Source organism: Mesorhizobium sp. M0778 (genome assembly GCF_040320105.1).
Taxonomy (GTDB): domain Bacteria; phylum Pseudomonadota; class Alphaproteobacteria; order Rhizobiales; family Rhizobiaceae; genus Mesorhizobium.
The window spans coordinates 1-12,823 of record NZ_JAMYPA010000021.1 but is presented as its reverse complement, the minus strand read 5'-3'; the positions used below and the strand labels follow the sequence as shown (position 1 = coordinate 12,823).

Here is a 12,823-nt window from a genome sequence, read left to right as displayed (position 1 = left end):
GTCCGTGCTTAACGAGACCCGGCCGGGTTTGGGTGGGATGCAGCGGCCGAAGGCATGCTCTCGAGCTGGCCTCTATCGGGCTGCTTCCTATAGGCAAGCAGCAACACCACAATAATCGCGATTTCAGGCGATTTTGATGAGAGCGCGTTGTTCGACAGCGCAGCAAGCAGGAAGGTGATGATGCCTATCCATGCGGGCAGCGGCGCCCCGCGCAGCAGCCGAAAAACGAACCAGAATATCAGCACCGTAAAGAGCACGGCTATGGGCAGGCCGAAGAGCATGACGATGACCACCGGCGCGCTCTCGATGAACGGCAGATGCAGCTTCTCGTTGACGATCGCCAGGAGTTCGTCGCCGTTCATGCCAAACAGGATGTCTTTCCAGCTGACAAGTCCGAACACCTGGTAGATCGTCACCCGCGCCATAAAATTTTGGTCGAAAATGGTGTTGCTGAACCGGTTCAGCAGACCGCCAGCAAACAGCATCGCAACAAGCACCGCGCCGCCTGTCATAGTGAACATCAGCACGACAAATTTGGCCTGCCGCTCATACTTGAGCGACAGGCCCGGCCAAGGCACGAACAGCAGCAGAATGAGGATTTCTCCGGCAGCGAGCAGAAGCGCGGCGCGAGCGCCCGATGCAGCACAACCGACGACCAATACGAAAATCGCCACCACCCGCACCCATATGCGCCAGCGCGTCAGCGGTACGAATCCGATGACTGTGGCGCAGAGCGCGCCTAGTGACAGCGGATGGGCCGCTAGGCCGATCGGCCTGAACTGCAGTTCGTTGATGCCGTAAGGCAGGAATCGATGTTGAGTCACCGCTTCGATAGTGCCGATCACGGCGCTCAGGATGGCCATTCCAAGCACTACGTCGCCCAGCGCCCGCCGCGACTCCGCGTTTAATGCCAGCATCAACAGGCCTGTGGCGCCGGCCACCAGATAGGTATCGATGATGAACCCGGAGGAGCCCGCACGGCCGGTAATGAACAGATAAGGCACCAGCGCGAACATCAGCACCGAATAGCGCATCAACGCCTTGAATATTCCAATTTCGTCGCCCTGCAGCAGAAACGGTCGGCTGAAAAGAACGACAGCAAGCAGCAGGAAGATCGCGTAAGTGCCGAAATGCAGCTTCTCGTAGAACGAGCCTCCCTGGGCCGTATAGTCGACGACCATGTTCATCACCTGCGGCGACACCGTAAAGCGCAGCAGGAACGCGAATGCGGCGCATAGGAAAAACAGCAGCGACAACGCGTTTTGACGGCGCGCCTGGCTGGACAACAATCGTTCCGATGCGGCAGCAGGATAGCTCATGGCCCCTCCAAGTGAAGGTATTCAAACGGCATTCCGGCCACGAGATCCATTCAAGAGACTGCCGAACGGATGCGGCGTGTGTGTTGTCAAAATATGCCGGGCCATGCGTTTGCCACAACCGTTAAGTTCGATGACGTTTGCACGGTCTCCTTATTTGTTCCCCGTGGCAGCGTAAGGAAGCGATGTGGCTCTAACCTTCCTTCTGCCGTTCAGAATGAGAAGAATCGGCTTCTCGATCATCTGGTGGATCACCAGGCTGGCTATGCAGGCAGTCACGATGCTGACCACCGAGACCAGCAACACTGTTGCCGGATGGTCGTAGCCGATGGTGCGCCTGGCCAGGTAGGCTACGGCGCCGATCACGAAGATATGCGACAGGTAAAGCGCGTAGGAGGCGTTGCCGAGCTCTTCGAGCAGGCTCCAGTGCTTCAGTTTCGGTTCCAGAATGAGGCCAAGGTGAAGCAGGCTGGCGGCCCACATTACCTGCCCCGCGAAGCTGATCTGGCTCATCAGCGGCGTGCCGTCATCGACGAATGCAAGCAACACGCCTGCAGCGGCCATAGGGCCGAGTAGCCAGACATGGCGTGTGTCGGAAGCAAAGCCGCCGTCCAGATAGCGCCGGCCTATCCACATGCCGACGACGAAGGCCACCGGCGAAGCGTTCAGATAGAACTGGAGAACAGGGTTGGTGGGAGCTATCAACAGCCCGGCCAGCCACATCGCAATGAAAAAGACCGTCAACACAAATGCGCGCGCGGTCACCGATAGGAATGCGAGCACCGCGAATGCGATATAGAAATAGGCCTCATAATTGAGCGTCCAGCCGAGTGACAAAATTGGGCTGACGCCATCTCGTTCGGGCGCTTGGTGGACAACGAAGAACAGCGACTGGAGATAATGGGGCCACGTAAAGACGGTCTTCTGGAAGAGACTTGGTGCAAGAGCTGCCAGAAGTGCGGCGACGCTTGTGAAAAGCCAGTAGAGGGGGATGATCCGGATCGCTCGGCGTTTCAGGAAGGTTGGAGCAGAGAAGGGACCGCTCCCCGTAATATAGACCATTATGAATCCGCTAATGACGAAGAACAGAATGACACCAAGGCGGCCCGCAGTCACGATAATCGGATTATCTATGCCGATCTGGTAGGAAAAAGCGTGCGCGAACAGAACCAACAAAGCGGCGCAGGCGCGAAGATACTGGACCGAATAGAATTTCGTCACGTTCCTCTCCTGCAATTGCAGGCGACTGACGCCATCCTGCAGGTCGCGGTCAGTGCTTCAGATGTCATTCAAAAGGCATTGCCATCTTTTCAATACAACCGCGCCGTTAAGTGCGCGTTACCGATTTCATGAAAATCACTCACCGGTTGCGGACGCAAATCGGGCGACGGCAAGAATGCGCGCCAAATTCTGGGCAACGAATCCCTTCAACGTCCGCCGGACGGAAGGGGGGATGAACGGCAAAATGGGCCAGCTTGGAAAATAAGATATTAACGATGTTTCTGTAGAGCAGGCCAAGCGTAACGATTTAACAAGGGTTGTCACCATGTCTGCCGGTTCCGGCACACCCCCGATCTCCGCGACGGCTTCCAATAACAGTGCGTTCGAGCGTATCGCCAATGCGCGGCGCAGGGCGATGCTGCAACAGCATGACCCAGTCGCGGCGCGCAGCTCCGCACCGGTGACGCCGCAACCATCCGAGCCTGTCGCGACGGTGACCCTGGACAAGATCGGCGATTTCCTCGAGCTCGATTTTCGACGCCTGTTCGTCTGGCTGCGGGCCGGTCTCGCCCTGGCGTTCATGCTGGCGGTAATCGGCGGCATTGTCGGCGGCGCCTATGCATTGCTGAGCAAGCAGCGTTACACCGTCACGACAGAGGTACTCATCAACCCCTCCAATTTGCAGGTTGTGGAAAACGACCTCTACTCACAACCGGGCCAGGTCGATAGCCAGCTGCTCAACACACGCAGCAAGCAGCGCATCTTGACCTCGGGCAACGTGCTTTCCCGTGTGGTGGACGAACTGAATCTGACTCACGATCCAGAGTTTTTCGATCCAGACCGGAGCACGTCTACGTCTGGCGCGGTGGCGAAGCCCGACCCGAAGCTTATCGCCTTGAAGAACCTGGCGGACCGGGTAAACGCCGCTGCGGACCCAACCTCGTTTGTCACAACCCTCTCGGTATCCGCGGAAACCACTGCCAAAGCGATCCTGATCTCGCAGGCCATAGTCAAAAACTTCCAGGAAGAACTGGCCAAGGCCGAAGCTGCCGGTGCCGGCCGTGCCGCGGCTGCCCTCGACAGCCGGCTTGGCCAACTCAAGAGCGACGTCCAGGCAGCCGAAGAGAAGGTCGAGAGCTACAGGCGCAGCCACAACCTGTCCTCCAGCAATGGCCAGCTCGTCAGTTCGCAGACGATGACGCAGCTCAACGGCGAAATCGTCGATGCGCAATCGCGCGTGATCGCCGCGCAGGCAAGCTACGACGCCCTGGTTGCCTCCGGTATAAATGGGGCCAATCCCGACCCCACGGTTTCGGAAGCGCTCGCGGCGCTGCGCGACAGGTCAAACAGCCTGCGACAGCAGATCGACTCACAGTCGATGACCTTCGGTCCGCGCCACCCGACGATTGTCAGGCTGAGGACGGAGCTCGAGACCGTCAACTCGCAACTCCGAGCCGAGTTCTCCCGCACCGTCGGAACGGCAAAGTCCAGCCTGGACAAGGCCAGGGCCTCGTTGGCCTCTCTCAACGCCAGGATGAACGATCTGAAGAGCAACGTTTTCACCGACAGCGAGTCCGAAGTCGCCCTGCGTGAGCTTGAACGCGATGCGGCCTCGAAGAGAGCGGTCTATGAGAGCTTTCTGTCACGTGCGCGCCAAATCAGTGAGCGCGAGCAGATCGACACCACAAACGTACAGGTGATTTCGACCGCGGTGCCCCCGCCAGGGCGCTCATGGCCCCCGCGCACTGCCCTGGTGGCAGGCGCAGGAGCGTTCGCAGGCTTTGCCCTGGGCATGCTGCTGGCCATTGGCATGGGCATTATCCGCGACATGCGCCGGCCGCCGAACAGATCAGACCTTGCTGCCAGCCGAGCCTGAAGCAAGGCATGGCGAAGCGCATCGTTTTCCACATCGCCAGCCTGCGAGGCGGCGGCGCCGAGCGTGTCTTCGTCCTGATGGCAAATGAAATGGCGTCGCGTGGCCACGAGGTCACGCTTTTTACCTGGAACGCGCAAGGGCCTAACGCGGCGCTGCGCTCCGCCGCCGTGCATCTGGTCGACTTCGGCCTTCTCTTGCGCGGCGAGGGTTACGCCAAGTCGGCGACGCTAAAAGGCATCGTGCGAAGCGCAAATTTGTTCCGCCGCCTTGATCCTGATGCGGTCTATAGTGCCCCGGAATTCGCCAATCTGGTCATGGCGCTGTCACTCATGTTGGCCAGAAGCCGCGCAAAATTCTTTCCAAGCTTCCACGCCGCCGCCTCGCTGCCTGCGAGCGGCCTCGGCGCGAGGCTGGCGATCTGGCTTTCCGCGCTGGTTGCAGCGCGCGCGACCAAAGCCATCGCCGTTTCGGCGGGTGTCGGCCGTGACATCATCGCCCGCGGCTTCCCCGAATCCAAGGTCGTGGTCATCAGCAACCCGCTGCCGCCGGCTGAAGCACCGCAGGGGACTTCCTATGCCTGGCAGGCAAAATTGGCAGCGATGGGATATGGCCCGGTCATCGCCACCGCCGGGCGCCTGGTGCCGGTCAAGGACCACCGGACTTTGCTGCGGGCCTTCGCTGCCCTGCGCGCCGGCCGCCCTGCCCGGCTTGTCATCTTCGGCGAAGGTCCGCTGGCTGCCGAATTGCACGCCTATGCCGAAGGTACCGGCATAGGCGGGGAAGTGCTCTTTGCCGGCTACGTCAACGATCCGGCAGCCTGTTATGCCGCAGCCGATCTGTTCGTCCTTACATCCACCAGCGAAGGCTTTGGCAACGTGTTGGTCGAGGCCATGGCTGCCGGTGTCCCGGTAATCTCCACCGATGCTCCGCATGGCCCGCGCGAGATACTCGGTGACGGCCGTTTCGGCACCTTGGTGCCGGTCGGTGACGCCGCAGCCCTGGCGAAGGCGATGGCCGAGATGCTGGACCACCCCACCCCTGCTGCCGTCCTGAAAAGCCGGGCGGCGGATTTCACAGTCGACACGATTGGCGATCGGTACGAAGCCTTGCTCTAGTTGTCGCGCCCGGCCAACAGATCGCGGTGGCATCCAGCCGCAGCTGATGGCCGGCACGGAAGTCCTGGCTGATTTCGGCGCAAGCAAGTCACATCAAGCCAGAAAACCGGTTGCGCAAACGTTTCGATGGCGCTAGCTTTCGGAAAGTCACAACGGCCGCCCAGGCGGATTCAAAGATTGTGAGACTGGGAAACGCAAGATTCGAGGAGGAGCGTGCGTGCGCTTGCCCGTCACCACGTCGAGCGCGACAGCTCCGCGATGACGACGATCGTCGAGGTCGCTCGCAGGGCAGGCGTGTCGGTGTCGACCGTTTCACACGTCGTCAATCAAACCCGCTATGTCTCCCCGGCCACTGCCAGATCGGTGAGCGAGGCGATCGCTGCTCTCGGCTATATGCCCAACAGTGTCGCACGCTCGCTAAAGCTGGCCTCGACGAGCAGTGTCGGCCTGGCGATTTCGGCGATCTCAAACCCCTATTTCAGCGACATCATCTGCGCCGTCGAGACCGAGTGCGCGCGCCTTGGCCTCATGGTGTTCCTGTCGGATACGCAGGACGATCCCGACAAGGAACTGGCTGTCGTCCAGGCACTGCACCAGCGACGCGTCGACGGGATCATCCTGGCGCCCTCTGCCGCGCCGCAAGCTGCATTGCGATATCTCTCGGAACGGTCCCTGCCCTGCGTCTTGATCGACCGACTACCTGACGATCGCTTTGATCAGGTCGGTGTCGAGAATTTCGAGGCCATCCGCGCGCTGATCGACCACGTCGTGTCCTTCGGACATCGCCGCATCGGTTTTGTTGCCGGACAGCGGGGATTTGCCACCACGCTGGAGCGCATGAACGGATTTCGCGCGGCACTGGAGGCCAACGGCCTGGAGTTTGTGCCGGACTACGTCGTGACGGGAAACGCGACCACCGCCAGTGCGAGCACCGCCGCCCATGCGCTGTTGTCGCTGCTGGTGCCTCCGACTGCCCTGGTGACCGGCAACAATCTGTCGACGATAGGCGTGATGCGCGCGGTCCGTGAGCGAGGGCTCGCTGTCCCCAGGGACATATCGGTGGTCGGCTTCGACGATTTCGAATGGGCCGATTACTTCGAGCCGCGACTGACGCTGGTCGAACAGCCCTGCGAGGATTTGGGCCGGCAGGCAGCCGCGTTGCTGATTGAGCGGATTGGACTTCCAGATGGCCAACGACGCACGGTTCGCCTTGAGCCAACGCTGCGCCTGCGCGCATCCTGCGGAAGACCGGCATGACTTCGCCGCTTCTGACCATGAATGGCGTCGTTAAACGTTTCGGTGGCGTTCACGCTTTGCGCGGCGTCGATTTCGAACTGCGCGTGGGCGAGATCCATGCCCTGCTGGGCGAGAACGGCGCTGGCAAGTCGACATTGATGAACATCCTGTCCGGTGTGCACGCCCCTGACGAAGGAACGATCACGATCGATGGCGCACCGGTGCATTTTGCCAATCCGCGCGAAGCGCAGGCCGCCGGCATCGCCACGATCTTCCAGGAACTCGATCTCGTGCCTGGCCTCGATGTCGCGGCCAATCTTTTCCTCGGTCGCGAGTTGGTGAAGCCCGGCGGTTTTCTCGATGTCGCAAGGATGCGCGAAGAAGCCCGCACCCGGCTGACCGCCATCGAGTTGGACATCGATGTCGAACGGCCCGTCGGCGAACTGTCGATCGGGCATCGTCAGGTCGTGGCGATCGTCAAGGCACTGTCCTATGCATCGCGTGTCCTGATCATGGACGAGCCGACGGCGGCCCTGACGGTCAGCGAGGTGGACAGGCTCTTCACCATCATGCGCAAGCTCAGTGCCACCGGCGTGGGCATCATCTACATCTCGCATCGGCTTGAGGAGGTTCCCCAAGTTGCGGACCGGGTAACGGTGATGCGCGATGGCCGCGTGGCCGGGACGACAGCCCCGGACGCACCACAGGCCGAACTGGTCAGCCTTCTCGTCGGCCGGCCTCTGGAGGACCTTTACCCGAAACGCACACGCACGGTAGGTCGCCGGCTCCTTCATCTCAAGGACGCCCGTTTCCATCCCGCTCGAGCCAGCGCCGGCTGGCAGGTTCCCCAAAACGTTTCGCTCGACGTGCATGAGGGCGAAATTGTCGGGCTGGCGGGCGTCATGGGTGCCGGCCGTACCGAGTTGCTCAGCGCGCTCTATGGCACCGGCCTGGCAGGCCGTTGGGCCGGCACCGTCGAGGTCGACGATCGCCCGGTGCGCCTCGAGTCCATCAGAGCTGCGCGCAGGGCCGGCGTCGCCTTCGTCACCGACGACAGGCGAGGAAGCGGACTGATGCTGCGTACGACGGTCGGCCGCAACCTGGTCATGTCGGTGCTGCGACGAATCTCACCGCGCGGCTTCATGTCGATTGCACGCGAAGCAGCCGCTGTGGCGCGCTCGTTCGGCCAATTCGACATACGACCGCGCAATGCGGCCATCCCGGTCGGCGCGCTGTCGGGCGGCAACCAGCAGAAGGTGGTGCTCGCCAAGGAGATCCTCGGCAATCCGCGGCTGCTGTTGCTGGATGAACCGACGCGTGGCGTCGACGTCGGCGCCAAGGCGGAAATCTATGCCAGGCTTCGCGATCTGGCATCGCAAGGCCTCGGCATACTCGTCGCCTCGAGCGAAATGCCTGAGCTGATTGGCCTATGCGATCGCATCGTGGTTCTTCGGGAGGGCCGCAACGTGGCGGAATTCGAGCGCGGCGTCGATGAACACACGGTGCTTGCCGCCGCAACCGGAAAGGCCTCCTGATGTCCGACACCAGCACGGCGGATACCGAACTGCCGAGCGGCAAGACAGCTCAGAAGCGGCGCGATCCGCTTGCACTCATCGTCCGCTTCCAGAGCCTGATCGGCTTGGTGGTCGTCGTGATCGGCGGCATCATCTTCTCGCCGCGCCGGCACGGACAGATACTGTTCATCGCCCCGGACAACATCGCCAACATCGTACGCGCCGTGTCCGAGACCGGCATCATCGCGATCGGCATGACTTTCGTCATCATCACTGCGGGGATCGACCTCTCGGTTGGCGCTTTGCTTGGCCTGGCCAGTGTCGTCACGGCTACGATGATGATCAATGGCGGTGTTGGCCTCGTGCCGACGATTCTTGCCGTGCTTCTTGCCGGCGTGGTCTTCGGTGCCGTTCAGGGCTCGATCTCGACGCGCTTCCGCCTTGAGCCCTTCATCGTCACCCTCGCGGGCCTTCAGGCCGCGCGCGGTCTGGCCCTGGTCGTCTCGGGCAACGAGTACATCAACATCTCCTATGGCGACGGACCCGGGCTTGCCCCTCCGGTATTTGCCATTCTGGGCGAGCGCTTGTTCAACAATGTGGTGCCGGTGGCAACCATCGTCTTCATCGCTTTTGCGGCGATCGCCACAGTGGTTCTCAACACGACCCGCTTTGGCCGCTATGTCTTTGCCGTCGGCGGCAATGAGCGGGCGGCGCGCCTCTCGGGCGTTCCGGTGTCCGCCGTCAAGATCACCGTCTATGCGATCACCGGCTTCGCGGCCGCTCTCGCCGGCATCGTCCATGCAGGGCAGTTCAACTTCGGCAGTGCCAATGACGGCGCCGGGTACGAACTTACCGCCATCGCCGCGGTCGTCATCGGCGGTACCAGCCTGTTCGGTGGAGCCGGATCGATGGTCGGCACGGTCGCCGGCACGATCATGCTCGGCGCGCTCGCCAACGTCCTGCAACTCAACAACATCACACCCGCCCTGCAATTGCTCGCGACAGCCGCGATCATCATCCTGGCGGCGGTTCTTCAGTCCCTCGTCCGTCGCCGCGAAGGTCTGGTCCGTTAAGTGGGCGACATTGGAAGACCCCTGAACGCCAGCTTACCCGGCGTCGGGAGAGTGAAGCTCAGCAAACCAACAGTCGAGCCAAGGGCATCGACAGGAAGGAAACAACCATGGTTATCAGGAGCACACGCAATAGCAGACAAAGGGCCTGGCAAACGTGTCTGCTTGCCGGGACCTTTCTCGCAGCCGCCGGAGGGGCTCAAGCTGCGGAACCATTGGTCAAGGCTTGCTCCAAGACCGGCGAATTCGTAATCGGCTTTTCTCAGGCCAACAATGCCGAGCCGTATCGCCAGCACGTCAATGACGAACTCACCGCCGCCGCCAAGGCAGTGTCCCAGTTCACCTTGCAGATCGCCGATGGCGCCGGCAGCGTGAACACCCAGACCTCACAGGTCGACAATTTCATCACCCAGAAGGTCGACCTGCTGCTGATATCGCCCTTCGAAGCATCGCCGCTGACGCCGGCGGTGAAGCGGGCCATGGAGGCCGGCATCCCCGTCATCGAGCTCGACCGCAAGACGGTTGGCGATCCGGGCAAGGACTACACGGCTTTTATTGGCGGCGACAATTACAAGATCGCCTTCGAAGCCGGCAAATACACCGCCACGAAACTGCTTCCTGACGGCGGTGAAGTTGCCGTTCTGGAAGGGCTGCCCAGTTCGACCCCTGCCGTGGAACGGCTCAACGGCTTCAAGGACGGCGTCAAGGAGAACGACAAGATCAAGGTCGTCGCTGAGCAGGCGGCGGACTGGCTGCCGGACAAGGCACAGACGGCGTTCGCAGCCATGCTGCAGGCCAATCCCGATATCAAGATGGTCTACGCCAGCAACGACATGATGGCCGCCGGAGCGCGCCTTGCCGCCAAGGGCGCCGGCAAGGAAGGGCAGATCAAGATCATCGGCACCGACGGATTGCCAGGTCCTGCCGGCGGCATCCGGGCCGTTGCCGAAGGCGAATGGGCTGCAACCTTCACTTATCCGACGGGCGCCAAGGAGGCGATCGATATGGCAAAGTCGGTTCTTCTCGATTGCGCCACATCCGTCGAGCCGACGGTCACAGTTGCAACGACGGCGATCACGCCGGAAAACGCCAAGCAGATGATGGGTAACTGACAAAAGTGCCATGGCGATTGCGGTGCGGAGGTCGAATGGCACCTCCGCACCGTCGCAACGCCTCATTTCCGCCCATCGGCCGGTCTTCGGCAACGGCGAGGGTCTCCAGGGTCCAATCAGATCGACCGTCGGTGCGCTCCGAAACAGCAAGAATGGAAGCCTCGGAAGGCCGCCATTAACTGTTCGTTAACCATGCCGGGCTAGCCTTAACCAATCAGTAAGGAGTCGCCTCTGTGACCTGCGTCGCTCCCATCCAAAACAAGTCCATACGCTTTCGAGCGCGCTCGTTTGTAGCCTTCACCCTCACCCCTGAGGCCCCGTTGGGGGAATGGCTGCAAAGCCTGGATCACTGGACCGAAAACTCTCCCGGCTTCTTTGCCGGTCGCCCGGTCGTGCTCGACCTGAATATGCTCAAGCCCGAGGCGGGCGAGATCGAAGATCTGGTCTCACAGCTCGCGGAGCGCGGGATTCGCATCTACGCGATCGAGGCGGACGGCAATGTTGGTCTCGATGCTGATCTGCCGCCGCTCCTCGTTGGCGCCAAGGAGGCCACCGCTGACGCGCTTTACGTGCAGCCGGACCCAAAAGCCGCCGCTGAGGCCAAGACGGAAGAGCCGGAGGCGCCGAACTCATTGATGATCAAGGCACCGATCCGCTCCGGCCAGTCGATCTTTCACCCCGATGGCGATGTGGTCATTGTCGGCTCCGTCAGTTCCGGTTCCGAAATCATCGCCGGGGGGTCGATCCACGTCTACGGCACGCTGCGTGGGCGTGCGTTCGCCGGCGCCACGGGAAATTCTGCGGCTCGTATCTTTTGCCGGAAAAATGAAGCCGAACTTCTGGCGGTAGACGGCTGGTACCGCACCGCCGAGGAGATGGACGCCTCCTCGCGAGGAAGGCCGGTACAGGCCTTTCTCGAGGACGGCGCACTTTGCGTCGCACCGCTCAACTAACAACATTGGAGGCACAAATATGGGCAAGGTAGTGGTTGTCACATCCGGCAAAGGGGGTGTCGGCAAGACGACCTCGACGGCCGCTCTCGGCGCGGCGGTCGCGAAAACCGGCAAGCGGGTGGCCCTCGTCGACTTCGATGTCGGCCTGCGCAATCTCGATCTGATCATGGGCGCCGAGCGGCGCGTGGTTTTCGATATCGTCAACGTCATTCAGGGAACTGCCAAGCTTTCGCAGGCGCTGATCCGTGACAAGCGGCTCGACACGCTGTTCCTGCTGCCGGCCTCGCAAACGCGCGACAAGGATGCCCTCACCGAGGAAGGCGTCGCCGATGTCATCGACAAGCTGCGATCGGTTTTCGACTACGTCTTCTGCGACAGCCCCGCCGGCATAGAGCGCGGCGCGCAACTTGCCATGCGCTTTGCCGACGAGGCGGTAATCGTGACCAACCCGGAAGTGAGCTCGGTCCGCGATTCCGATCGCATTATCGGCCTGCTCGACTCCAGGACGATGAAAGCCGAGCAAGGTGAATCGATTGCCAAACACGTCCTCGTCACGCGCTATGACGCTGCCCGCGCTGCCCGCGGCGAGATGCTCAGCATTGATGACGTTCTCGAGATCCTGTCCACGCCTCTGCTGGGAATAATTCCCGAGAGCCAGGACGTGCTGCGCGCATCCAATGTGGGCGCGCCGGTTACGCTCAGCGAAAACACCAACCCCGCCGCACGCGCCTATATCGACGCGGCAAGAAGACTCGAGGGCGAGGACCTGCCGGTCGTTCTGCCTTTCGAGCGGAGGGGCCTCCTCGACCGGCTGTTGGGAAGGAGGGCAGCATGAACCTGCTCGATATCTTCAAGCGCCGCGGCAGCGCGCCCGTGGCGCGCGAGCGCTTGCAACTGCTGTTGGCTTACGAGCGTCGAAGCCGCAACCAGCCCGATCTCGTCTCCGTGTTGCGCGAGGAGATCATGGCGGTGATCGCCCGGCATGTTCAGGTCGACCAGGATTTCCTGCAGGTGAGCATGGATCACGGCGAAACGACGTCGAGATTGGAGATCGACATCCAGATCCCCAACAAGATCGCAATGCCCATGGCCGCGGCGTTCTAGCGGAATCCTCCAGTCAGGGCTCGCGTCGGCTGCTGCCGAGGTTGCGGCGCCGTGATTGGCGTGTTCGACCCGGTCGCCACGGGCAAGTCACGCAATAACCACTGCAACCACCGCCTCACCAAAACCCCGCGGCCGTTTCCAAGTTGTGTGCGTCAAGTTCTGCAAAAATGGCGTGGCAGTAGCTGTGACGTCGGCGTGTCCGCCGCGCAGCCCCCGTGTTTAGCGGCGCGGCGGCCACACGGCGGTGCTCAGGCGGCCAATGCACACAGTCACAGCATCTTGTTGACCCGCAGAATATAAATGTTG

General features: G+C 61.6%; 11 protein-coding genes. 9 read left to right on the top strand and 2 right to left on the bottom strand.

Annotated features, from left to right (window positions below; translation table 11 throughout):
• Nucleotides 1–8: 8 nt before the first annotated feature.
• Nucleotides 9–1,286, bottom strand: a complete 1,278-nt coding sequence (locus NKI22_RS24480; RefSeq protein WP_352548898.1) for a VpsF family polysaccharide biosynthesis protein — start codon at nucleotides 1,284–1,286, stop codon at nucleotides 9–11.
• Nucleotides 1,287–1,469: 183 nt separating this feature from the next.
• Nucleotides 1,470–2,537 (bottom strand): acyltransferase family protein, encoded by a 1,068-nt coding sequence (locus NKI22_RS24475; RefSeq protein ID WP_023720700.1) that lies wholly within the window; start codon nucleotides 2,535–2,537, stop codon nucleotides 1,470–1,472.
• Between the two features lie 325 nt (nucleotides 2,538–2,862).
• On the opposite strand from NKI22_RS24475, the gene NKI22_RS24470 reads away from it, so the two are divergent.
• From NKI22_RS24470 to minE, 9 genes are all read left to right on the top strand, one after another.
• Nucleotides 2,863–4,413 carry a GumC family protein gene (locus tag NKI22_RS24470; RefSeq protein ID WP_352484053.1) on the top strand — a complete coding sequence of 517 codons (1,551 nt, stop codon included), beginning with the start codon at nucleotides 2,863–2,865 and terminating at the stop codon, nucleotides 4,411–4,413.
• Nucleotides 4,414–4,421: 8 nt separating this feature from the next.
• Nucleotides 4,422–5,528, top strand: coding sequence for a glycosyltransferase (locus tag NKI22_RS24465; RefSeq protein WP_352484054.1), 1,107 nt, complete (start codon nucleotides 4,422–4,424; stop codon nucleotides 5,526–5,528).
• 258 nt (nucleotides 5,529–5,786) lie between these two features.
• Nucleotides 5,787–6,785, top strand: a complete 999-nt coding sequence (locus tag NKI22_RS24460) for a LacI family DNA-binding transcriptional regulator (RefSeq protein ID WP_352484067.1) — start codon at nucleotides 5,787–5,789, stop codon at nucleotides 6,783–6,785.
• The gene (locus NKI22_RS24455) at nucleotides 6,782–8,299 is read left to right on the top strand and encodes a sugar ABC transporter ATP-binding protein (protein WP_352484055.1); all 1,518 of its coding nucleotides are present in this window, start codon (nucleotides 6,782–6,784) and stop codon (nucleotides 8,297–8,299) included. Before NKI22_RS24460 ends, NKI22_RS24455 begins: the two co-directional genes overlap by 4 nt.
• Complete coding sequence (locus NKI22_RS24450) at nucleotides 8,299–9,351, top strand: ABC transporter permease (protein ID WP_352484056.1); 1,053 nt, start codon at nucleotides 8,299–8,301, stop codon at nucleotides 9,349–9,351. The genes NKI22_RS24455 and NKI22_RS24450 overlap by 1 nt, the downstream gene beginning before the upstream one ends.
• 107 nt (nucleotides 9,352–9,458) lie before the next feature.
• Entirely contained in the window at nucleotides 9,459–10,460 is a 1,002-nt protein-coding gene (locus NKI22_RS24445; protein WP_031194494.1) for a substrate-binding domain-containing protein, read from the top strand.
• A gap of 233 nt (nucleotides 10,461–10,693) precedes the next feature.
• Nucleotides 10,694–11,413 carry a septum site-determining protein MinC gene (gene minC / locus NKI22_RS24440; protein WP_031194495.1) on the top strand — a complete coding sequence of 240 codons (720 nt, stop codon included), beginning with the start codon at nucleotides 10,694–10,696 and terminating at the stop codon, nucleotides 11,411–11,413.
• A 19-nt stretch (nucleotides 11,414–11,432) separates the two neighbouring features.
• Entirely contained in the window at nucleotides 11,433–12,248 is an 816-nt protein-coding gene (gene minD / locus NKI22_RS24435) for a septum site-determining protein MinD (RefSeq protein ID WP_023720708.1), read from the top strand.
• On the top strand, nucleotides 12,245–12,517 hold the full coding sequence (gene minE, locus NKI22_RS24430; RefSeq protein WP_023720709.1) for a cell division topological specificity factor MinE: 273 nt from the start codon (nucleotides 12,245–12,247) through the stop codon (nucleotides 12,515–12,517). The genes minD and minE overlap by 4 nt, the downstream gene beginning before the upstream one ends.
• Nucleotides 12,518–12,823: the final 306 nt, after the last annotated feature.

Excerpts from the sequence above, each read along its gene's own strand:
- NKI22_RS24470 (WP_352484053.1), top strand. The coding sequence starts at position 2,863 with ATGTCTGCCGGTTCCGGCACACCCCCGATCTCCGCGACGGCTTCCAAT.
- NKI22_RS24465 (WP_352484054.1), top strand. The coding sequence starts at position 4,422 with ATGGCGAAGCGCATCGTTTTCCACATCGCCAGCCTGCGAGGCGGCGGC.
- NKI22_RS24460 (WP_352484067.1), top strand. The coding sequence starts at position 5,787 with ATGACGACGATCGTCGAGGTCGCTCGCAGGGCAGGCGTGTCGGTGTCG.
- NKI22_RS24455 (WP_352484055.1), top strand. The coding sequence starts at position 6,782 with ATGACTTCGCCGCTTCTGACCATGAATGGCGTCGTTAAACGTTTCGGT.
- NKI22_RS24450 (WP_352484056.1), top strand. The coding sequence starts at position 8,299 with ATGTCCGACACCAGCACGGCGGATACCGAACTGCCGAGCGGCAAGACA.
- NKI22_RS24445 (WP_031194494.1), top strand. The coding sequence starts at position 9,459 with ATGGTTATCAGGAGCACACGCAATAGCAGACAAAGGGCCTGGCAAACG.
- minD (WP_023720708.1), top strand. The coding sequence starts at position 11,433 with ATGGGCAAGGTAGTGGTTGTCACATCCGGCAAAGGGGGTGTCGGCAAG.
- minE (WP_023720709.1), top strand. The coding sequence starts at position 12,245 with ATGAACCTGCTCGATATCTTCAAGCGCCGCGGCAGCGCGCCCGTGGCG.